This window comes from Streptomyces sp. NPDC056128 (genome assembly GCF_042263835.1).
Taxonomy (GTDB): domain Bacteria; phylum Actinomycetota; class Actinomycetes; order Streptomycetales; family Streptomycetaceae; genus Streptomyces.
Genome location: NZ_JBHJVQ010000015.1, coordinates 38,668 through 59,615, shown reverse-complemented (window position 1 = coordinate 59,615; position 20,948 = coordinate 38,668). Strand labels below are relative to the sequence as shown.

The 20,948-nt window shown below is 73.4% G+C and carries 19 protein-coding genes; 10 read left to right on the top strand and 9 right to left on the bottom strand.

What is annotated here, in order from left to right:
* Nucleotides 1-15: 15 nt before the first annotated feature.
* A complete protein-coding gene (locus tag ACFC1X_RS25180; protein WP_376357187.1) occupies nucleotides 16-1,524 on the top strand; it encodes a CehA/McbA family metallohydrolase in 1,509 nt (502 codons plus the stop codon).
* A 73-nt stretch (nucleotides 1,525-1,597) separates the two neighbouring features.
* On the opposite strand, the gene ACFC1X_RS25175 is transcribed toward ACFC1X_RS25180, so the two are convergent.
* Nucleotides 1,598-2,419 (bottom strand): endonuclease/exonuclease/phosphatase family protein, encoded by an 822-nt coding sequence (locus ACFC1X_RS25175; protein WP_376357185.1) that lies wholly within the window; start codon nucleotides 2,417-2,419, stop codon nucleotides 1,598-1,600.
* Between the two features lie 104 nt (nucleotides 2,420-2,523).
* On the opposite strand from ACFC1X_RS25175, the gene ACFC1X_RS25170 reads away from it, so the two are divergent.
* The 4 genes from ACFC1X_RS25170 to ACFC1X_RS25155 all read left to right on the top strand — a co-directional run bounded on the left by ACFC1X_RS25170 (nucleotide 2,524) and on the right by ACFC1X_RS25155 (nucleotide 7,264).
* Nucleotides 2,524-2,946, top strand: coding sequence for a nitroreductase/quinone reductase family protein (locus ACFC1X_RS25170; RefSeq protein ID WP_376357183.1), 423 nt, complete (start codon nucleotides 2,524-2,526; stop codon nucleotides 2,944-2,946).
* Nucleotides 2,947-3,051: 105 nt separating this feature from the next.
* Nucleotides 3,052-6,030: a BTAD domain-containing putative transcriptional regulator gene (locus ACFC1X_RS25165; RefSeq protein ID WP_376357181.1), complete on the top strand. Its 2,979-nt coding sequence runs from the start codon at nucleotides 3,052-3,054 to the stop codon at nucleotides 6,028-6,030.
* A 199-nt stretch (nucleotides 6,031-6,229) separates the two neighbouring features.
* Complete coding sequence (locus ACFC1X_RS25160; RefSeq protein ID WP_376357179.1) at nucleotides 6,230-6,415, top strand: hypothetical protein; 186 nt, start codon at nucleotides 6,230-6,232, stop codon at nucleotides 6,413-6,415.
* 111 nt (nucleotides 6,416-6,526) lie between these two features.
* The gene (locus ACFC1X_RS25155) at nucleotides 6,527-7,264 is read left to right on the top strand and encodes a class I SAM-dependent DNA methyltransferase (RefSeq protein WP_376357177.1); all 738 of its coding nucleotides are present in this window, start codon (nucleotides 6,527-6,529) and stop codon (nucleotides 7,262-7,264) included.
* Between the two features lie 19 nt (nucleotides 7,265-7,283).
* Here the strand turns inward: ACFC1X_RS25155 and ACFC1X_RS25150 are convergent, their stop codons facing one another.
* Both ACFC1X_RS25150 and ACFC1X_RS25145 read right to left on the bottom strand, forming a co-directional pair.
* Nucleotides 7,284-9,683, bottom strand: coding sequence for a serine/threonine-protein kinase (locus tag ACFC1X_RS25150; protein WP_376357176.1), 2,400 nt, complete (start codon nucleotides 9,681-9,683; stop codon nucleotides 7,284-7,286).
* Between the two features lie 192 nt (nucleotides 9,684-9,875).
* The gene (locus tag ACFC1X_RS25145; RefSeq protein ID WP_376357174.1) at nucleotides 9,876-10,622 is read right to left on the bottom strand and encodes a VOC family protein; all 747 of its coding nucleotides are present in this window, start codon (nucleotides 10,620-10,622) and stop codon (nucleotides 9,876-9,878) included.
* Nucleotides 10,623-10,773: 151 nt separating this feature from the next.
* On the opposite strand from ACFC1X_RS25145, the gene ACFC1X_RS25140 reads away from it, so the two are divergent.
* The 3 genes from ACFC1X_RS25140 to ACFC1X_RS25130 all read left to right on the top strand — a co-directional run bounded on the left by ACFC1X_RS25140 (nucleotide 10,774) and on the right by ACFC1X_RS25130 (nucleotide 12,795).
* Nucleotides 10,774-11,409 (top strand): TetR family transcriptional regulator, encoded by a 636-nt coding sequence (locus ACFC1X_RS25140; RefSeq protein WP_376357322.1) that lies wholly within the window; start codon nucleotides 10,774-10,776, stop codon nucleotides 11,407-11,409.
* 295 nt (nucleotides 11,410-11,704) lie between these two features.
* Nucleotides 11,705-12,130 (top strand): pyridoxamine 5'-phosphate oxidase family protein, encoded by a 426-nt coding sequence (locus tag ACFC1X_RS25135; RefSeq protein ID WP_376357172.1) that lies wholly within the window; start codon nucleotides 11,705-11,707, stop codon nucleotides 12,128-12,130.
* Nucleotides 12,127-12,795, top strand: a complete 669-nt coding sequence (locus tag ACFC1X_RS25130; RefSeq protein ID WP_376357171.1) for a pyridoxal 5'-phosphate synthase — start codon at nucleotides 12,127-12,129, stop codon at nucleotides 12,793-12,795. The genes ACFC1X_RS25135 and ACFC1X_RS25130 overlap by 4 nt, the downstream gene beginning before the upstream one ends.
* 332 nt (nucleotides 12,796-13,127) lie before the next feature.
* Here the strand turns inward: ACFC1X_RS25130 and ACFC1X_RS25125 are convergent, their stop codons facing one another.
* Nucleotides 13,128-13,739 carry a GNAT family N-acetyltransferase gene (locus ACFC1X_RS25125; RefSeq protein WP_376357170.1) on the bottom strand — a complete coding sequence of 204 codons (612 nt, stop codon included), beginning with the start codon at nucleotides 13,737-13,739 and terminating at the stop codon, nucleotides 13,128-13,130.
* 99 nt (nucleotides 13,740-13,838) lie between these two features.
* Between ACFC1X_RS25125 and ACFC1X_RS25120 the strand changes: the two genes are divergently transcribed.
* On the top strand, nucleotides 13,839-15,038 hold the full coding sequence (locus ACFC1X_RS25120; RefSeq protein WP_376357168.1) for a flavin-containing monooxygenase: 1,200 nt from the start codon (nucleotides 13,839-13,841) through the stop codon (nucleotides 15,036-15,038).
* Here ACFC1X_RS25120 and ACFC1X_RS25115 read toward each other — a convergent pair.
* Nucleotides 15,035-15,925, bottom strand: coding sequence for a hypothetical protein (locus tag ACFC1X_RS25115; protein WP_376357167.1), 891 nt, complete (start codon nucleotides 15,923-15,925; stop codon nucleotides 15,035-15,037). The genes ACFC1X_RS25120 and ACFC1X_RS25115 overlap by 4 nt on opposite strands.
* A gap of 20 nt (nucleotides 15,926-15,945) precedes the next feature.
* A complete protein-coding gene (locus ACFC1X_RS25110) occupies nucleotides 15,946-17,262 on the bottom strand; it encodes an MFS transporter (protein WP_376357165.1) in 1,317 nt (438 codons plus the stop codon).
* Nucleotides 17,263-17,333: 71 nt separating this feature from the next.
* On the opposite strand from ACFC1X_RS25110, the gene ACFC1X_RS25105 reads away from it, so the two are divergent.
* Nucleotides 17,334-18,341, top strand: coding sequence for a GlxA family transcriptional regulator (locus ACFC1X_RS25105; RefSeq protein WP_376357163.1), 1,008 nt, complete (start codon nucleotides 17,334-17,336; stop codon nucleotides 18,339-18,341).
* A 331-nt stretch (nucleotides 18,342-18,672) separates the two neighbouring features.
* Here the strand turns inward: ACFC1X_RS25105 and ACFC1X_RS25100 are convergent, their stop codons facing one another.
* From ACFC1X_RS25100 to ACFC1X_RS25090, 3 genes are all read right to left on the bottom strand, one after another.
* The gene (locus ACFC1X_RS25100) at nucleotides 18,673-19,176 is read right to left on the bottom strand and encodes an ATP-binding protein (RefSeq protein ID WP_376357320.1); all 504 of its coding nucleotides are present in this window, start codon (nucleotides 19,174-19,176) and stop codon (nucleotides 18,673-18,675) included.
* A 475-nt stretch (nucleotides 19,177-19,651) separates the two neighbouring features.
* Nucleotides 19,652-20,164, bottom strand: a complete 513-nt coding sequence (locus tag ACFC1X_RS25095; protein ID WP_376357161.1) for an EF-hand domain-containing protein — start codon at nucleotides 20,162-20,164, stop codon at nucleotides 19,652-19,654.
* 112 nt (nucleotides 20,165-20,276) lie between these two features.
* Nucleotides 20,277-20,657, bottom strand: a complete 381-nt coding sequence (locus tag ACFC1X_RS25090) for an STAS domain-containing protein (protein ID WP_122619774.1) — start codon at nucleotides 20,655-20,657, stop codon at nucleotides 20,277-20,279.
* Nucleotides 20,658-20,948 lie beyond the last annotated feature (291 nt).

Here is a 20,948-nt window from a genome sequence, read left to right as displayed (position 1 = left end):
ACAGGGAGCAGCAGCATGTGCGAGGACGACCACGCCGGGATCGGCAGACGCGCGGTGTTCGTGACGGGAGCCGCCGCCGCGCTTACGTTGGGAAGCGTGAGCTTCGCCTCAGCGGCACCGCGGGAACAGCGGAAGCGAACGGTGCGCGGCACCCTGCCCACCGGCTCGCCCGACTTCGTGTACGTCCCGGTCGAAGTCCCGGCCGGGGTGCGCGAGATACACGTCGCCTACACCTACGACCGCCCCACCGTCCCGGCCGGCACCCAGGGCAACGCCCTCGACATCGGCCTCTTCGACGAGCGCGGCACCGAACTGGGCGGCCGGGGCTTCCGGGGCTGGTCGGGCGGGGCGCGCACGGAGTTCTTCGTCCGGGCGGACGACGCGACACCCGGGTACCTCCCGGGGCGGATCCGGCCGGGCACCTGGCACGTCGCCCTCGGCCCGTACACGGTCGCCCCGCAGGGCCTGTCGTACGAGATCACGATCACGCTGACGTACGGCGAGCAGGACGAGACCCCGCGTCCGGTGTACCCGCCCGAGCGGGCCCGGGGACGCGGCCGCGCCTGGTACCGGGGGGACTGCCACCTGCACTCCGAGTACTCCGACGGCCGCTACACCCTCGCCGAGATCGCGGCGCTGGCCCGGGCGGCGGGCCTGGACTTCATCAACTCCTCCGAGCACAACACCCACTCGGCACACGCGCACTGGGCGGACCTCGCCGGGGACGACCTGCTGATCCTGCTCGGCGAGGAGGTGACGACCCGCAACGGGCACGTCGTCGCGCTCGGCACCGACCCCGGCACCTTCGTCGACTGGCGCTACCGGGCCCGGGACAACCGCTTCGGCCGTTTCGCCCGGCAGATCCGCCGCGCGGGCGGCCTGGTCGTCCCGGCCCACCCGCACGCCACCTGCATCGGCTGCAACTGGAAGTTCGGCTTCGGCGAGGCCGACGCGGTCGAGGTGTGGAACGGCGCCTACACGCCCGACGACGAGGTGGCGTTGGCCGACTGGGACGGCATGCTGGTCGCCTCGGTGCGAGACGGCGGGCGGAGCTGGATCCCCGCGATGGGCAGCAGCGACTCCCACCGCTCCCCCGACGTCGTCGGCCGCCCGCAGACCGTCGTCCTCGCCGACGACCTGACGCGGGAGGCGATCCAGGAGGGCATCAAGTCCGGCCGGTCCTACGTCGCCGAGTCGTCGCGGCTGTCGCTGGCCTTCACCGCGTCCGGCGGCCGGGGCGAGCACGCCGGGATCGGTGAGCGGCTGCGCGTGGACCGCGACACCCCGGTCACCGTCCGCCTGGAGGTGACCGGCGCCCCGCGCTGCACGGTGCGCCTCGTCACCGACCAGGGGGTGCTGTTCACCAGCGCCCCGCTGCCGGTGTCCGGTGCGGGCGTCGTGGAGTGGCGGACGACCGCCTCGTACGCGGCGTACGTACGGGCCGAGGTACGGCACGAGGCGGCGCTGGGCCCCCTGCCGGGGGCGCTGGCGGCCTTCACCAACCCGGTCTTCCTGGGACGGTGACCGCGCCGCGTGGTCGTCGAGACCGACGACGACCACGGAGCCGCGCGCCCGCGGCCAGGGGCGCCGGCCGCCTTCACCAACCCGGCGTTCCTGGGAAGGTAGCCCCTCCTCCGTCGTCGAGGTCGGCGACGACCGCCGCGTGGTCGGAGGGACGGACGCCGTCGACGGGGCGGTCGCCGGCCCGCCGTACCGACCGGACCCGGCCGAGACCGCCGGGTCCGGGCGGGCCCACGTACACGTGGTCGATCCGCGCGCTCAGCCCGCCCGGCCCGTCGGGATCCCCCGGGCCCCAGGTGCCGGACGGCAGGCCGGGCCCGGCGTGCTGCCAGGCGTCGTGGAGCCGCGCCGCCCGCAGCGGGCGCACCTCCGGGGACTCGGGGCGGGCGTTGAAGTCGCCGGTGACGACGGCCGGGAAGCCGGTGCCGTGCCGGTGCGCGGCGACGAAGTCCACGAGGGCCGCGACCTGTGCGCGCCGCGCCTCGGACGCGCCGGCACCCGAGTTGAGGTGGACGGTGCAGAAGGGCACCTGGTGACCGGGCGCGTCCAGCCGGACGTGGAACGCCAGCCGCCCGTCGTCGACCTCGTCGGGGGCCGGCAGCCGCAGCACCGCGCGCTCCAGGACAGGCCAGCGGCTGAGCACCGCGGTGCCGATGCCGACCGAGCAGTCCCCGATCCGCCGCTGCCACCGCTCGGGCGCGGGCGAGGGCGCCCAGGCCCAGTGCAGGCCGAGTTCCCGCGCCAGCCACCCGGCGAGGTTCTCCCCGTCGTCGGCGGCCCACACCTCCTGAAGCCCGACGACATCGGGCCGCAGCTCCCGCAGCACGGCGAGGATCGCCTTCTGCCGTTCGGCCCATGCCCCGAACCGCCACCACAGATTCCACGTCACCACCCGCACACCCGCACCACCCGTCCGTCCGCCACGCCCGCCCCGCCCGTCCCCTCTGAGGTTTTCCGGGAACATGGAGACACAAGAGACGGGAGCGTGAACGAACGATGTCGATGTCGTCCAACGCCGAGAGGCCGCCCAAGGCCGAGAAGAAGTACCGGGCCGTCACGGCCTTCCAGCGCCGCCTCAACACCGTCGTACGCAGACTGCCCGGCCAGACCCTCCTCGAGACCACCGGCCGCGTCTCCGGCCTCCCCCGCCGCACACCGGTCGGCGGACGCCGGGTCGGCGACGACTTCTGGCTGGTCTCGGAATTCGGCGAACGGTCCCAGTACGTCCGCAACATCCGCGCCGACCCGCGCGTCCGGGTACGCATCCGCGGCCGCTGGCACCAGGGAACGGCCCACCTCCTCCCCGACGACGACCCACTCGCCCGCCTGCGCCGCCTCCCCCGCCTCAACAGCCTGGCGGTACGGGCGATGGGGGTGGGGACGGGGCTGCTGACGGTGCGGGTGGAGCTGGAGGGGGAGGGGTAAGGGAGCAGGTGAGAACCTTGTGATCGGCGTCTCCCACGGCTGACGTGGTCGGCATGAACAAGGCAAACTGGCCTGGTTGCTCAGGATGTCTAGGGGGACGACGGCATGGACGGTGGACCGCGGGTTCCGGAGCAGCGGCGTCCTGGAATCCCGGCGGAACCGGACGGGTCGGCCGCGCTCCGGTTCGGCGTGCTCGGACCGGTGCGGGCCTGGCGGGGCGAGGGGGCGCTGGCCACCGGCTCCCCGCAGCAGCGCGCGCTGCTGGCCGCGCTGCTGCTCCGCGAGGGCCGCACGGCGACGGCGGGCGAGCTGATCGACGCCCTGTGGGGCGAGGAACCGCCGTCGCAGGCGCTGGCGGCGGTGCGGACGTACGCGTCCCGGCTGCGGAAGATCCTGGACCCCGGGGTCCTGGTCAGCGAGTCCGGCGGGTACGCCGTGCGGGGTCTCGCCGACGGCGCGCTGGACCTCGCGGCGGCCCAGGACCTGGCCACCGGCGCCGAGAAGGCGCGGACCGCGGGGGACCTGTGCCACGCCCGTGACGCCCTGCGCCGCGCGCTGGCGCTGTGGGACGGCGAGGTGCTGGCGGGCGTTCCGGGCCCCTACGCGGAGGCGCAGCGCGTCCGGCTGGAGGAGTGGCGGCTGCAACTCCTCGAGACCTGCCTGGACATGGACCTGGAGCAGGGCTGCCACGCGGAGGCGGTCTCGGAGCTGACGGCGCTCACGGCGGAGCACCCCCTGCGGGAACGCCTGCGCGAGCTGCTGATGCTGGCCCTGTACCGCAGCGGTCGCCAGGCGGAGGCCCTCGCGGTCTACGCGGACACCCGGCGTCTACTCGCCGACGAACTCGGCGTCGACCCCCGCCCCGGCCTCCAGGAGCTCCAGCAGCGCATCCTCCAGGCCGACCCGGGCCTCGCCGAACCCTCGGCACCGGCCGCGGAGACCATCCCGTCCCCCGTGCGTCCGGCACAACTCCCGGCCACCGTGGTCGACTTCACAGGGCGGGCCTCCTTCGTGCGCGAGCTGAGCGACGTACTGTCCTCCGCGTCCGGGGACGGAAGCGGGAACTCCGGCCGCGTCATGGCGGTCTCCGCGCTGGCGGGCATCGGCGGAGTCGGCAAGACCACCCTCGCCGTGCACGTCGCCCACCAGGCGCGGGCCGCCTTCCCGGACGGGCAGCTGTACGTCGACCTCCAGGGCGCGGGCGCGCGGGCGGCGGAGCCGGAGACGGTGCTGGGCTCGTTCCTCCGCGCCCTCGGTACGGCCGACTCGGCCATCCCGGACTCCCTGGAGGAGCGCGCCGCCCTCTACCGCTCCGTCCTGGACGGGCGCCGCGTCCTCGTCCTCCTCGACAACGCCCGTGACGCCGCGCAGGTACGGCCCCTGCTGCCCGGCACGGAGGGCTGCGCGGCGCTGGTGACGGCGCGGGTGCGGATGGTGGATCTCGCCGGGGCGCAGCTGGTCGACCTGGACGTGATGTCCCCGGAGGAGGCGCTGGCCCTCTTCACGAAGATCGTCGGCGAGGAGCGGGTGGCCTCGGAGCGGGAGGCGGCGCTGGACGTGGTCGGCGCGTGCGGCTTCCTGCCGCTGGCGATCCGCATCGCGGCGTCCCGGCTCGCGGCCCGCCGCACCTGGACGGTCTCGGTCCTCGCGGCGAAGCTGGCGGACGAGCGTCGCCGGCTGGACGAACTCCAGGCCGGTGACCTGGCCGTCAAGGCCACCTTCGAGCTGGGCTACGGCCAGCTGGAGCGCGCCCAGGCCCGCGCCTTCCGCCTCCTCGGCCTGGCCGACGGCCCGGACATCTCCCTGGCGGCCGCGGCGGCGGTCCTTGACCTACCCGTGGAGGACACGGAGGACCTCCTGGAGTCCCTGGTCGACACGTCCCTCCTGGAATCGGCGGCCCCGGGCCGCTACCGCTTCCACGACCTGGTCCGCCTCTACGCGCGTGCCTGCGCGGAACGGGACGAGCATCCGCCGAGCGAGCGGGGGGCGGCGTTGTCGCGGTTGCTGGACTTCTATCTGGCGACCGCGGCGGGCGTCTACGCGATCGAGCGGCCCGGGGACCGGCTGGTGGACCACTTGGAGGTGACCAAGTATCCCGGCCTTCGCTTCGCCGACGGTCCGGCGGCGTTGGACTGGCTGTACACGGAGTCGTCTGCCTTGCTGGCGTGTGTACGCCAGGCCGCCGGGACGGAGAGGCTGCGCCGTGCCGTCGATCTCCTGTGGGCCGCGCGGGATCTGGCGGAGTCGGGGGCCAACTCCCGGCAGTACGAGGCGACGGCCGTGGCCATGCGCGAAGCGACGCAGGCGGTGGGTGACACCCGCGCGGAGGGCAGGGCACGCATCGCGCTCACCGGGTTCCTGCTGGTGTCCGGCCGCATCCAGCAGGCCTCGGAAGAGGCGCGTCTCGCCATGGAGCGGGCAACTGCCGCGGCGGACCCCACGGCCGCGAGCTGGGCCGCGCAGGACTGCGGTCTCACCGCCCTGCATCAACACCGGTACTCCGACGGCAAGGTGTTCTTCGACCAAGCCATCAAGGGATTCCGGGCCGCCGGTAATGGCCTGTGCGAGGCGACCGCCCTGTGCAATCTCTCGCGTGCCTACATGGGGATGGGCAACACCTCCAAGGCCATCGAGTTCGCGCAGAACGGCCTTGCCGTGCACGTCCAGGTCGGCAGCACGATGCGTCTGGCCAACGGTCATTACGCCCTGGGCGTCGCCTTCGTGACAGCCGGCCGTCACATCGACGCTCTCGCGCAGTTCTCGCAGGCCCTGACCATCTTCGTGGACCACAGGCAGCGGCTGTGGGCGGGCACCACCCACTTCAGGATCGCCGAGACCCACCTGTCGGCCCACCGCCCCGGTCCGGCCGCGCAGCACGCCGAACAGGCCCTGGCCCTTGGCTGCATCGGCGGTGACCAGATGCGCGGCAACGTTCTGAAACTCCTGGGGCATTCCCTGAGCGGTCTCGGAGAGGTGGACCGGGGAAAGGCGTGCTGGCGCGAGGCGCTCAACCTCTACGAGGCCAACGGTTCTCCGGAGGCAGACGCCGTACGAGCGCTGCTGAAGCCCGCGACAGCGGCCTGAGGCGGGTAACAGGGCCGTTCAGCATTCGTTTATCGCCCTCCGTCACGCTCGTTCCTGTCACGCCGTCGCGTCGGGGGGCAGACGGGTGACCAGCGAGCCGACGGGTTAGTGTGCGGCTCCGAACGCCCGTCCGGTGGCCCTCGGGGGAGCTACCGGACGGGCTTTCCTCACTCGTTCAACTTCGCAGAGGAGCAAGCACATGAGCGACAAGAAGGAAGAAGCGGTCGCCACTCCGCAGGACAACAACATGCCCGCGCCGCCGGCCTCGGACGAGACCGTCACCACGCAGGACAACAACATGCCCGCGCCGCCGGCCAAGGACGCCATCAAGACGATGGACAACAACATGCCCACCCCGCCCGCCCTGGACCGGGACGGCAAGTAGACCTTCTTCCCGCACGGGGGGATCGGCCGCGGCGGCGCGGAGGGGAGCCGCCGCGGTCGTGGTCGTAAATGCGTCGACAGGGCGCGCCGCGACCCGGCAGAGTGGCCGCCCGTGACGAGCAGTGAGCTGTGGACCCGTGCGACCGCCGACCGCTACGACGCCGAGGAGGCCGAGAACTCCTCGGCCGCCGTCCTCGGACCGACTCTCGACTTTCTCGCCGGGCTCGCCGGAGACGGCCGGGCCCTCGAATTCGCCATCGGAACCGGCCGCGTGGGCGTCCCGCTCAGGGAACGCGGCGTACCGGTCACGGGCATCGAACTGTCCGAGCACATGGCCGCCGTACTGCGGCGCAAGACCGACGAGGACACCCTCCCGGTGACCATCGGGGACATGGCGAAGACCGTCGTCCCCGGCGAGTTCGCCCTGGTCTACCTCGTCTACAACACGATCACGAACCTGCTCACCCAGGACGAGCAGGTCGAGTGCTTCCGCAACGCCGCACGCCATCTGCGCCCCGGCGGCCGGTTCGTCATCGAGCTGGGCGTGCCGCCGCTGCGGCGCCTGCCGCCCGGTCAGGTCGCGGTGCCGTTCGACGTGTCCGACCGGCACCTCGGTATCGACACCTTCGACCTGGTCGAGCAGATCCTCGTCTCGAACCACTTCACCCGCGACGACGCCGGCCAGTACCGCCGCGACAACTCCCGGCACCGGTACGCCTGGCCGGCCGAGCTGGACCTGATGGCCCGGCTGGCCGGCCTGGAGCTGGAGCGCCGCGTCGCGGACTGGGACGGGTCGCCGTTCACCCAGGACTCCGACAAGCACGTCTCCGTCTGGCGCAAGCCGGCCTGAGCGGACCAGTGCCCCGGGCTCAGGTGGTCCGGGCCGTCCCCGTGCCCTTCTCCGCGTCGAGGGCGTACACGCAGCGGTCCTTGCTGCAGGCGTAGACGATGCCGTCGCGGACGACCGGGGAGCCGGTGATCTCGCCGCCGGTCGCGAGCTTCCAGCGGAGGCGGCCGTCGTCGGCCTTGAGCGTGTACAGCAGGTGGTCCGTGGAGCCGAAGTGGATGCGGCCCTCGGCGACCGCGGGGGCGCCCACGATGTCGCCGCCCGCCTGGAAGCGCCACTTGGGAGTGCCGGTGACCGCGTCCAGGGTGTAGAGGCCCTTGCCGCTGCCCACGTGGACGTGGCCCGCGGCGACCAGGACCGGGTCGGTCGAGGAGCGGGCCTCCGTCGCGATGCGCCAGCGGTCGCGGCCGTCGGTGGCGTCGAGGGCGTACACCGTGCCGAGGTAGTCGGCGAGGTAGACGCCGCCGCCGGTCACCGCGGGGCCGGGTACGAAGGCGGGCGGGGCGAGGAAGACCGCGGGCGCCTCGAAGTGCCAGCGGACGTGGCCGGAGGCGACCTCCAGGGCGAGGACCCGGGTGCCGGCCGCGACGTAGACGTATCCGTCGGGTGCCTGGGTGACGCGGACGGGGACGCCGCCGCAGGAGGCCGCGTCGCCGATGGGGTACGACCATCTCTCGTCGCCGGTGCGCGCGTCCAGGGCGCGCAGCCGGGCGTCCTGCCAGACGTACACCGTGCCGTCGTGGAGGGCGGCGCCGGCCTCCGGGGACTCGAAGTCGGTCTGGGCGCCGGTGATCTCCCAGAGCTTCTGGCCGCCGGAGGTCTCCCACCCCTGGACGCCGCCGCCGCGGGTGGCGGTGACGACGGTGCCGCGCTCGGCCTGGAGGGAGTACACCCAGGCGTCGGTCTGGACGCGCCAGAGGTCGCCGCCCTCGCGGGCGTCGAGGGCGAACAGGGTCGGGCCGTCGGAGGCGTGGATACGGCCGTCCGCGACCGCCATCGACCAGGCGACGTCCCGGGTCTTGAAGCGGCGGCGTCCGGTGGCCACGTCCAGGGCGTGCACCTCGAAGGAGGTGACGTAGACGAGGTCCTCGGCGACGCGGGGGGTGCCCCAGACGTCGTTGGACATGCGGAAGCGCCAGGGGCGCCAGCCGGCCGGTGACGCCTCGGGCGGCGCGGTGGGCGCGGGCGGGGCGGCGGGCAGCGCCGGGTCGGCGCCGTTGACGCCGGGGCGCACCCGGGACCAGGAGGCGGTGAGGGCGGACTCCGGCGGGGGTGCCGCGACGGCGGCGGCGCGCATGTCGGCGACGCGCGGGCCGGGCCCGATGGGCACCGCCCCGCCGGCCAGCCGGACCGGTCCGGCGTCGGGCGCGCCGACGGGCGCGGGGACGGACGGTCCGCGCGAGGGCGGCGCCGGTACGACGGGGTCGTGTGCGGGCGGCGGCGGCAGCTGGGGCGCCGGTACGGCCGGGCGGGCGCCGGACGGGCCCGGGCCGCGTCCGCCGGAGGGGGCGGGCCTGACGGCGGGGCGGCCACCCCGGCGGCCCTCGATCAGGCTGACCGCACGCTCGGGCAGCCACGCCGACGCCGTACCGCTGTCGTCGGAGCCGGAGCCGAAGAGGTGCGGGGCGAGCTGGGCCTGGAGGTCGGCGGGGTTGGGGCGGCCGGTGGCCTCCATCTGCATACAGGACTCGATGAGCGGACGCAGCTCGTCCGGGAGTCCTTCGAGGTCGGGGCCCTCGCGCAGCAGCATGAAGACGGTCTCGACCGGGTTGGCCCCGTGGAAGGGCGGGTGCCCGGTGGCGGCGAAGACCAGCATCGAGCCGAGCGAGAACACGTCGCTGGCGCCGGTGACGCTGCGGGAGTCCTTCGCCTGCTCCGGGGACATGTAGGCGGGGGTGCCGACGGCGACGTTCGTCATGGTCAGACGGGTGTTCGAGACGCCGGACGCGATGCCGAAGTCGATCACGCGGGGGCCGTCCTCGACGACGAGGACGTTGGAGGGCTTGAGGTCGCGGTGGACCAGGCCCGCGCCGTGGATCGACTGGAGCGCCTCCGCGACGCCCGCCGCCAGCCAGCGCACCGCCTGGGCCGGGAGCGGCCCGCACTCGTTCACTATCTCCTCGAGGGAGGGCGCGGGGACGTACGCCGTGGCCAGCCACGGCACCGCGGCGCGCGGGTCGGCGTCGACCACGGCCGCCGTGTAGAAGCCCGAGACCGCGCGGGCCGCCTCCACCTCGCGCGTGAAGCGGACGCGGAACAGCTGGTCCTCCGCCAGTTCCGTGCGCACCGTCTTGATCGCCACGCGCCGCCCGGACGCCGAGCGCGCGAGAAAGACCAGCCCCATGCCGCCGGCCCCGAGCCGGCCCAGCACCTCGAACGGCCCGATCCGCCGCGGATCGTGCTGCATCAGCTGATCCACCACTTGCCTGCCACCTCCCCGTACGGGCCGCGCCACCCACTTATGTACGCGACCGAAGTGCAGCGTCTCACCACCGCACCTGCGTGGCGCCACGCACCCTGATTCTTCCTGTCCGAGGCGCTGGTGGCGAACCTGGGGACAATCGGGGTGTCTCGTCATATCCCGGGCGCCTGGACTCCGCTGCCCGGCGCCGGTTCAGCGCTGGAGCAGCGCGAACGACGCCCCCTGGCCGTCCGAGACCACCGCCGCCCTCCCGTACGACGTCTCGAAGGGCGGGACCCGCACCCGGCCGCCGAGCCGGGCCACCGTCCCGAGGGCGGCCTCGACGTCCCGGACCAGGAAGTGGACGAGGAAGTGCGGCGGCATCTCGGCGGGGAAGACGCCGGAGACCGGGGCGCGGCCGAAGTCGGGGTCGGCGTCCGGGCCGAAGAGGGCGTCGCGGAACAGGTCGCCGTAGAAGGCGTTCGCGGCGTCGGTGTCGCGGGCGTACAGCTCGGCCCAGGCGAAGGTGCCGGGCTCGTGCCGGCGCCCGAAGCCGGGGTGGCCGTCCGGCTCCCAGAGCGCGAAGACGGCGCCCTCGGGATCGGCGGCGAGGGCGCTGGTCCCCAGGTCGCCGACCTCGTGGGGCGGGGTGACGACCTGACCCCCGGCCGCCCGGATCCGTTGGGCGAGCGCGCGGGCGTCCGGGGTGTGGAAGTACACGGTCCACACGGTGGGCATCCGCCCGTCCGTCTTGCGGACAAGACCGGCGACCGGCTCACCGTCCAGGGACGCCCGCAGGGACTCCGTCATCTCCTCGAAGGTCCAGCCGAACAGCTCGCCGTAGAAGCGTCTGCCCGCCTCGACGTCGGAGAGCTGTGCCTCCACCCAGCAGGGCGTGCCCTCCGGGCGGTCGGACGGACGGGCGGTCGCCCTCTTCTCGGATGCCCCGTTTTCAGCCATGCCGTCAACGTAGCCGCGTCGCCCGCGCCGCGCAGACCGGCGCACCAGCATCTCCCGGCCCAAAGGGCCTCTCGGGCCCTCGCACCCCATTTGCAGTCGGCCGAATCGCGCTCGGATCGCCCGTCGGTAAGCTGACGGCATGACAGGACAAGTGCGTACCGTCGACGGCCGCGTGGCCGGTCGACGTGGGCAGGCGACCCGGCAGAAACTGCTCGACTGCCTCAGCGAAATGCTCAGCTCCTCCCCCTATCGCGATGTCAAAGTCATCGATGTCGCCCGCAAGGCCGGCACCTCGCCCGCGACCTTCTACCAGTACTTCCCGGACGTCGAGGGCGCCGTGCTGGAGATCGCCGAGACCATGGCCGCCGAGAGCGCGTCGCTGGCCGGGCTGACGGCGGGCCGTTCGTGGGTCGGCAAGGCCGGCTGGCACACGGCGCAGGAACTCGTCGACGGTTTCATGGAGTTCTGGCGGAAGAACGACGCGATTCTCCGCGTGGTCGATCTCGGTGCGGCCGAAGGGGATAAACGTTTCTCCAAGATCCGTATGAAGATCCTCAACTCGGTGAACTCCTCCCTCGCGGACTCCGTCGCCGACCTCCAGGCCAAGGGCAAGGTCGACAAGGACGTGAACCCGGCGGCGATCGCGGGTTCCCTGGTCGTGATGCTCGCGGCCGTCGCCTCCCACCAGAAGGGTTTCTCCTCCTGGGGCGTCAAGCAGGCGGAACTCAAGCCGAATCTGGCCCTGTTGATGTACCTGGGCGTCACCGGCAAGAAGCCCACGAAGTAGTACGCCGGGCCGTACGCCAGGCACCACGCCCGTCAGCTCCACCGCCCCACCGCTGTATCGCTCCACCGCTCTACCGCTCCACCACTTCGCCGCGCCTCCGGCACCACCTCACCAGCCCCGCCCGCCGACCGCCCGCCCGAACTCGGCGACCGTGTCCCGCGCCCCCCCGGCCGCACCGACACGACGAAACACGCCTCGAAGTTCGGCCCCGCGACGGCCAGGATCGGGGAACAGCCTTGCACCCGGCCGGTGTTGTGCTCAGCACCGACGCCCGTACCCGCTGGAGGAGACCACGATGGCCCTGACCCGCGAAGAGCGTGAGAAGTTCCTGGCCGAACCGCACATCGCCGCGCTCGCGGTCGACGCGGAAGCCGGCCGCGCTCCGCTGACCGTGCCGATCTGGTACCAGTACGAACCCGGCGGCGACGTGTGGATCATGACCGGGCTCGACAGCCGCAAGAACCAGCGGATCCGCGCCGCGGGCCGGTTCTCGCTGATGGTCGACCGGCTGGAGCCCACCATCCGGTACGTCTCCGTGGAGGGCCCGGTCGTCGACACGGTCCCCGCCACCGAGGAGAAGCTGCGGGAGCTCTCCGCCCGCTACCTCCCCGCCGAGAAGGTCGACGGGTACGTCGCCTTCGCCACGGCGAACCACGGCGAGCAGGTCATCGTGCGGATGCGGCCCGAGCGCTGGGTCTCCTCCGACCTCGGCTCGGTGTGAAGAGCGTCCACGAGCTGCTGAGGTCGCTGCGGGTGTGGGACCCCGCGGTCACCGAGCTGCCGCCCTTCGACCCCTCCGGCGCCCCCGGCGACCCGGTGGACCTGTTCACGCGCTGGTTCGCGGAGGCGGTGGCCGCCGGCCAGACCGAGCCGCACACCGTGTCGCTGGCGACGGCCGACGCCGACGGGCTGCCCGACGTACGCATCGTGATGCTGCACGGCGCGGACGCGGGCGGCTGGTCCTTCGCCACGCACGCCGACAGCCGCAAGGGCCGCCAGCTGGCCGGGCGCCCGTATGCCGCGCTCGCCTTCTACTGGCCGGTGCTGGGCCGCCAGGTGCGGGTGCGCGGCCCGGTCGCCGCGGCTCCGGCCGAGGAGGCGATGGCCGACCTGCACGCGCGGTCGACGGGCGCGCTGGCCGCGGCCCTCACCGGCAGGCAGAGCGCGGAGCTGGACTCGCCGGACGAACTGACCCGCGCCTCGGAGGCGGCCTGGCAGCGCGCCGCCCGCGAACCGACGGCACCCGCCCCGACCTGGACCCTGTACCGCCTTCGCCCGCACGAGGTGGAGTTCTTCCAGGGCGAGCCCCACAGACGCCACGTCCGCCTCGCCTACCGGCGGACGGAGAACGAAGCCGGCTGGCAGCAGCGGCTGCTGTGGCCGTGAGCGGCGGGCGCCGGGCGGGCCGTGGGCACGGGACGCCGGGGCGGCAATAGGCACGGGACGCCGGACCGGCCGTAGGCACGGAACGCCGGACCGGCCGTAGGCACGGAACACCGGACCGGCCGCAGGCACGGGGCGCCACCGGCACGGGGCGCCGGGGCTCCATGGGCGCAAGGCGCCCCGGCGGCTGCGGGCGCGGAACACCCGAGCCTCCCCTGGCACGAGACGCCCGGCCGCCCCGGGTGCCCGGGCACAAGATGCCAAAGCCCTCCACGGGCACGCCCCGGGTACCGGTCCCACGGGGGCGGCGCGCGGTCCGGCGCGTCCGGCGCTCGTCAGCGTGACGGCGGTGCCGACGGTTCCGTGTCCGTGGCGAGGCGGGCGTGGAGGTGTACGTCGCGGAAGCGGTCGTGGCGGCCGGTCTGGAACATGGCCTCGCGCAGCGTGCCCTCGCCGGGGTAGCCGCACTTCTCCGCGATGCGGCAGGAGGCGTCGTGGCCGACCGCGTGGCCCAGTTCCAGGCGGTGCAGGCCGAGTTCCGCGAAGGCCCAGCGCGAGGCGAGCAGCAGGGCGCGGCCGGCGACGCCCCGGCCGCGGGCCTCGGGGAGCACCCAGTAGCCGACCCGGGCCACCTTCATCGGCCGGCTGATCTCGTTGACGCCCATGTGCCCCAGCGTCGCCCCGCTCTCCGCGTCCGTGACGCGGAAGGACACCGATCTGCCGTCGGCCTCGTCCCGAGCCCGGCCGCGCAGCGACTCGCGGGCCCCCGCGAGGTCGGTCCACAGCTTGAGCGGGGTGTTCCAGCGCTGGAACTCGGGGTCCAGGCAGCCGCGCAGCCACGCCTCCGCGTCGGCGTCCGAGCCGGGGTCCCAGGAGCGCAGGCGCAGACCGTGTCCGCGGGGTTCGGTCGGGGAGGGGTCGAGGGCGTGCGTACGTGTGTGGGCCATCCGGCCATTGAAGCGGACCCGCGCCGGTCGTGACCGATCCGCAACCGATTCCGGTCTTGACCGAGACCCATCAACCCGGAGCGCGATTACGCTCGCCGCATGGCCGACTCCACAGCGTCCGCTGAACCGCAGCCCGCACACCCCGCGGACCGCCCCGTGTACGTCATAGGCGCGGGTCCCGGCGGCCTCGCCGTCGCCCAGGCGCTGCGCGCCCGCGGCCTGCGGGCGGTGGTCCTGGAGCGCGCCGACCACGTCGGCGACTCGTGGCGGCGCCACTACGACCGGCTGCGGCTGCACACCACGCGGCGGCTGTCCGCGCTGCCCGGCCTCGCGATGCCGCGCCGGTTCGGGCGGTGGGTGTCCCGGGACGACGTGGTGCGGTATCTGGAGAAGTACGTCGAGTACCACCAGCTGGAGATCGTCACCGGCGTGGAGGTCTTCCGCGTCGAGCGCGCGTCCGGCGGCGGCTGGCTGCTGCACGCCTCCGGGGGACGCGAGCTGACCGGGTCCGCGGTCGTGGTCGCCACCGGGTTCAACCACACCCCGCGCGTGCCGGACTGGCCCGGCCGGGACACGTACACCGGAGAGTTCCGGCACGCCGCCGAGTACCGCGACGCGGCCCCGTACGCGGGCCGGGACGTCCTGGTCGTCGGCGTCGGCAACACCGGTGCCGAGATCGCCGTGGACCTGGTGGAGGGCGGCGCCGCCCGGGTCCGGCTCGCCGTGCGCACGGCGCCGCACATCGTCCGCCGCTCGACCGCCGGGTGGGCGGCCCAGTACACCGGCGTCCTGTGCCGGCGGCTGCCGGTCGCGCTGGTGGACCGGCTGGCCCGGCCGCTGGCCCGGATCAGCGTGCCCGACCTGTCGGCGCAGGGGCTGCCGCGTCCCGGCACCGGGCTCTACAGCCGGGTGGCCGAGGGTGCCATCCCGGTGCAGGACGTGGGTCTGATCGACGCGGTGCGCGGCGGCCGGGTGGAGGTCGTCGCCGCGGTGGACGGCTTCGAGGACGGCAAGATCCTCCTGGCCGACGGCACCCGCCTCGCCCCGGACGCGGTGATCGCCGCCACGGGGTATCGGCGGGGCCTGGAGGGGCTGGTCGGGGACCTCGGCGTCCTCGACGGCCGCGGCAGACCGGTCGCGCGCGGCGGCAGCACCCCGCCCGACGCCCCCGGCCTGTACTTCACCGGCTTCACCAACCCCATCAGCGGCATGCTCCGCGAGCTGGCGATCGACGCGGAGCGGATCGCCAAGGCGGTCACGAAGCGCGAGGCGGTGCGGGTGTCCCGCCTGCCCGGCTAGTCCCTGCTGAGGATGCGCAGGTCACCGGCGTCCGGGTCGCCGAACAGGACGAACAGTTCGGGGCTCCGCTCGGTGCCGCCGATCGTCCAGTACGTCTCCTGGCCGCACTCGCCGTCGGGGCGCACGAGGACGCCGTCGCGATCGCTGTCCTGCAACTGGCTGTCCTGTTCGAACGTCCACGTGCCGGTCCCGTCGCACAGGGAGAAGTCCCCCTCCTCGTCGACGTCGTTGTGGGCCGGTACGCGGGTCAACTCGGCCCGGCCGCCCGGCGCCAGCCGCAACACGTCCCCGTCCTCGCCCCGCCACTCCCCGGCGAGCCGCGCGGCGGACAGCTGAGGGGGTTCGTAGTCGTCGGCCAAGGAGGCGGCCGCCACTCCGCACACCACGAAGAGGACGAAGCTCGCGCCCGCGGATCGGAGCCAGACGCCCCCTCCTCCCCACGGTCGTCCGCGCAGGGAGTGGAGGACCAGCACCGGCAGGACACCGACCCCGGCGAACCACGGGAGGGTGTCGGTGACCGGCCATCCCCACAGCAGGAGCCCCAGCGCCGACCAGCCGGCGCCGATCAGTACGGACCCGGCCAGGTGCCAGGCCCACTCGGGGCCCGGAGAGGTGCGGGGCCGCAGGCGGGCCAGGGCCGCGGCGGGTGCGATCTGTACGGCCGCGTGGAGGAGGCCGACGAACGGCAGGATCAGCGGCACGCAGCAGATGCCCAGGTAGCCGCCGCCCCCGTAGTCGTAGTCGTCCCGGCCCGCCTGCGTGGCGAACCACCACGCCAGCCACACCAGTGGCACCTGCCCCGCGCACAGCGCGATCGCCCGGTTCCACTCCTCGTTCGGCCGGGCCGGCCGGCGTTCGCCGGCCTTCCCCGTTCTCCCCCACCCCATGCCCGCACCCTACGACCCGCTCAGACCCCCGATGCCACCGCGGTCGGCCGGCGCCGGATCACCAGCGCCATCAGGGCCGCCGCCGCGCACAGCGCGCCCGAGGCGTACCAGACCACGTCGTAGGAGCCGAAGGTGTCGCGGGCCACGCCGCCGAGGAAGGCGACGAGGGCGGCGCCCACCTGGTGGGAGGCCAGCACCCAGCCGAAGACGATCGCGCTGTCCTCGCCGTAGTGCTCGCGGCACAGGGCGAGGGTGGGCGGGACGGTGGCGACCCAGTCGAGGCCGTAGAAGACGATGAAGAAGATCATCGGGGGGTGGACGGTGGGCGCCAGCAGGATCGGGAGGAAGAGGAGGGAGACGCCGCGCAGGGCGTAGTACACGGCGAGCAGACGGCGCGGTTCGAAGCGGTCGGTGAACCAGCCGGAGGCGATCGTGCCGGCCACGTCGAACACGCCGATGACCGCGAGCAGCGAGGCGGCGGCCGTCAGCGGCATGCCGTGGTCGTGCGCGGCGGGCACGAAGTGGGTCTGGATCAGGCCGTTGGTGGAGGCGCCGCAGATCGCGAAGGTCCCGGCGAGGAGCCAGAAGGGGCCGGTGCGGACGGCGGAGAAGAGGACGGTGAGCGCACGGCGCGCGGCCCCGCGGACGGGCGGCGGCTTGGGTACGAACTCCTCGGCGCCGTACGGCTTCTGCCCGACGTCGGCCGGGTGGTCGTGCAGGAGGAGCCAGACGAAGGGGATGACGGCGAGCGCGGCGAGGGCGACGGTGACGGCCGCCGGGCGCCAGTCGTACGTCTCGACGATCCAGGACAGCAGCGGCAGGAAGATCAGCTGTCCGGAGGCGGAGGCGGCGGTGAGGACGCCGGTGACCAGGCCGCGCCGCTCGGTGAACCAGCGGTTGGTGACGGTGGCGGCGAAGGCCAGGGCCATGGAGCCGGAGCCGAGACCGACCAGCAGGCCCCAGCAGAGGATGAGCTGCCAGGCGGAGTCCATCCACACCGTCAGCCCGGAGCCCAGCGCGATCACGGCGAGGGCGACGGCGACCACCCGCCGGATGCCGAAGCGGTCCATGAGCGCGGCGGCGAAGGGCGCGGTGAGCCCGTAGAGCGCGAGGTTGACGGAGACGGCGGCGCCGATCGTGCCGCGCGACCAGCCGAAGTCCTCGTGCAGCGGGTCGATGAGGATGCCGGGGAGGGAACGGAAGGCGGCGGCACCGATGATCGTCACGAACGTGACCGCGGCGACCCACCAGGCACGGTGGATGCGCGGGCGGCGGCGCGGCCCGGCGGGCTTCGGCCGGTGTACGGGTGCTGCGGCGGCGTCGGTTGTCTGGGTCACGTCATTGAGCTTCGGGCAGCGGTACCGTCCGAACGAGTGGCCCGAAGGTCAGTGTTCGCTAGGATCGGGCCATGACGCCCGACAGCCCGCCCCGCCCGCACCGTGTCGTCGTCCTGGCCCTGGACGGCCTGCTCCCGTTCGAGCTGGGCATCGCGCAGCGCATCTTCGGCCTCGCCCGCGACGAGCGGAAGCGCCCGCTGTACGAGGTGGTGACCTGCTCGGTCCGGCCGCCGGGCCCGGTCGAGACGGACGCCGACTTCGCGATCCTGGTCGAGAACGGCCCCGAGGCGCTGGCCACCGCCGACACCGTCGTCGTCCCCGCCTCCTACGAACTGGGCCCGGTCTACGACGACGGGGTGCTGACCGGTGAACTGGCCGCCGCGCTGGAGCTGATCCGGCCCGGCACCCGGCTCGTCGCGATCTGCACGGGCGGGTTCGTGCTGGCCGCCGCCGGGTATCTGGACGGCCGTCCGGCGACCACGCACTGGTCCTCCGCCGAGCACTTCCAGCGGCTGTTCCCGCAGATCAGGGTGGACGCCGACGTGCTGTTCGTCGACGACGGCGACGTGCTGACCTCGGCCGGGGTCGCGGCCGGCATCGACCTGTGCGTGCACATCGTGCGCCGGGACCACGGCACGGCGGTCGCCAACGAGGTGGCCCGCCGCACCGTCGTACCGCCGCACCGGGACGGCGGGCAGGCGCAGTACATCGAGCGGCCGGTGCCCGATCCGCAGCAGTCCTCCACGACCGGAGCCCGCGCCTGGGCGCTCGGCCGCCTCGGCGAGCCGATCCAACTGCGGGACATGGCCGCCCAGGAGTCGATGTCGGTACGCACCTTCACGCGCCGCTTCCGCGAGGAGGTCGGCGTCAGTCCGGGCCAGTGGCTCACCCGGCAGCGGGTGGAACGGGCCCGGCACCTGCTGGAGTCCAGCACCCTCTCCGTCGACCAGGTGGCCCGGGACTCGGGGTTCGGCACGGCCCAGTCGATGCGGCAGCACCTCCAGGCGGCACTGGGGGTCACGCCGACCGGGTACCGGAGGACCTTCCGGACGGAGTTGTCCACAGCCTGTGGAGAATGAGCGGCGCCCGCGGGAGGGGGGTACGGAGATGTGTCGGCCGGCGGCGCGGCGCTGTCGCCCCGAGCACGGCATCGCGCGCCACCACCCGACTCCGGCGCTCCCGCCCGGCTCCCGTCGCCCCCGGGGGAACCGCCGCCGAATCACGACCCACACTCGCCGAGGGCCCCGTCACCGGGCCCTCGTCGTCCCCTCGCGGCGAATCGTTGTCTACAAGCGTGAGGAAACGGTCACGATCCGTCAACCAGCAAGGGCCGTTTCATCCCTTGCGCCCACGTTCGTCGGGGCCGCGCACGGAAGCACGCCCGGCGCACTGCCGCGTCACCGCCGGCGGCTACACGACCTCGTAGGCGTACCCCTCGTACCCCTCGTACGCCACCGCGCCGCCGCCGCTCCCGCACGCCGGTGCGGCCTCCTCGCGTTCGGCGCAGCGGTCCAGTTCGCACCAGATGCGCTTGCCGGTGCCCTCCCGGCTCCAGCCCCAGCGGTCGGCGAGCCCGTCGACGAGGGCGAGGCCCCGGCCGCCCGTCGCCTCGTCGTCCACACAACGGGGCACCGGGGCAAGGTCGCTGGCGTCGTCCACCTCGAGACGGACGGTGGTCTCCTCGGGTTTGCCCGGCTCCCCCGGCTCCCCGGGCGCGGCCTCCGGCAGCACCAGCCGCAGCACGGCCGAACGGCCCGTGTGCACCACGGCGTTGGTGACCAGCTCGGAGACGAGCAGGACCAGCGTCTCGGCGAGTGACTCGTCGGCCCGTATCGCCGACCCGGCGAGCCGTGAGCGCGCCCACCGCCGGGCACGTCCCACTTCCGAGGGGTCGGGCCGGACCTCCAGCTGCACTTGAAGCATCTGCACCGCTCACACCATCCGAACCGGCGGACACAAAGGCTCGCGCCTCACGTGGGCCACGATCGTAGCCATTCTCAGCATGGCCAGATCAACGGCCGGGGACGGGATCACGGACCGTGATTCCGTTGTGGGACAGCATGGTTGACGTACAGTCACCCCAACAAGCGCTTCGGGCATATTCCAGCGCGAAGGAGTACCCGTGCGGCATACTGTGCGACGCGCATTCCGGGGAGTCGAACAGGCGGCGGCCGACGGCCTTTCCGCCCTGCGGGGCAAGGCGCGCACCGCCGGTTCCGGAGCCGCCCCTGGGGCTGCTCCGGCACGGCTGGCGCTCGCGACCACTCGCATCCCACACAAGGTACCGGAGCGTGGCACCGACTCCGGGCCGTGACGGGTGACACGGTGGACACAACCCGGTATCAACGCTCAGTGACACCGCTCTGCCACGATCCGCGACATCCGCTGCTTACTCGGGCACGGTGAAGTACTGCGCGAAGGCCGGGACGATCTCCGCCTCGCCCACCTTGTCGTCGCCGTCCGCGTCGAGACCGCCGGCGACCTCACGCGCGGTGTCCTCGGGCACGCCGAGGGCGGTGAGCAGGCGCGCGGTCTCCGCGACGGTGGCGGATCCGTCGCCGTCCGCGTCGGCGACGTACAGCGCGGCGTGCAGGAAGGGGCGGGCGATCTCGGCGAACCGCTCCGGCCTGTCCCGCAGGCGCTTGACCGCCCCGGTGACGAATTCCTCGCGGGTGATGCGCTGGTCGCCGTCCCGGTCGGCGATGCCCGCGAGCCCCTGCCAGAGGGCCTCCGCGCCGCCGTAGAGGGCCTGCCCCTTGTCGGACCGGGCCGCGACGTCGAACTCGGCGAGCAGCGCCTTGGCCGCCCCGCTGAAGTCAGAACGGTCGATGTAGCCGTTGCCGTCCTGGTCGAAGATGCTGAACCGCGCGGCGATCCTGCGTTCGTACTCGCTGTTGACCATGGTTGTTCCGGCCGCCTCACGTCGGTGTCGGGTGCGTCTCGCCCGGAGCGTACGACGCCGGGCGCCGCCGCGGGCGCGACTTACGCGGACAGGGGGTTACGCGGACATGGGGTTACGCGGACAGGGGCCGCGGCTCGTCCCCGGTCGCCGAGGCGAGGTCGGGGTGGCAGTCGAAGAGCCGGCGTACTCCCAGCGCGCCGAGGACGCGGTTGACGTGGGAGCCGTCGGCGGCTCCCTGGGCCGGCAGTATCAGGCGCAGCCGGCCCTGGCAGGAGCGGATGAGCCGCCGGGAGGCGATGAGCACCCCGACGCCGCTGGAGTCGCAGAACAGGACCTCGGAAAGGTCCAGGACAAGGCTGTGCCGCCCCTCGGCGACCTCGTCGTGCACGCGCTGCCGCAGCACCGGTGACGTCACCAGATCCAGTTCGCCCGACACCTGGAGCACGGCCCACTGGCCCTGCTCGCCGCCGGTCACATTGAACGTCACCACCATGCCCTTCATTCGCCGGATCGTCTGGATTCACCCGAAACGGAAGCCATGCCTTCGCTTCTTGGCCGCGCGCCTGCCCAGCGGCCGTTCCCGCAAACACCTGACCGGAAACGAGGCCCGATCAGAGTCGGCTTGTTTCCGACTGTTTCGATCCTGTTCGATCTCTTTCGATCTTTCTCGATCGGATCTGGTCGCACAGTCGAGGGTAGTAGAACCCCTTACCACCCGTAGCGGGCCGGGGGCGCACATTGCCACAAAGGGGCGTGCGCTGTCGGACGTGCCGACTACATTCGG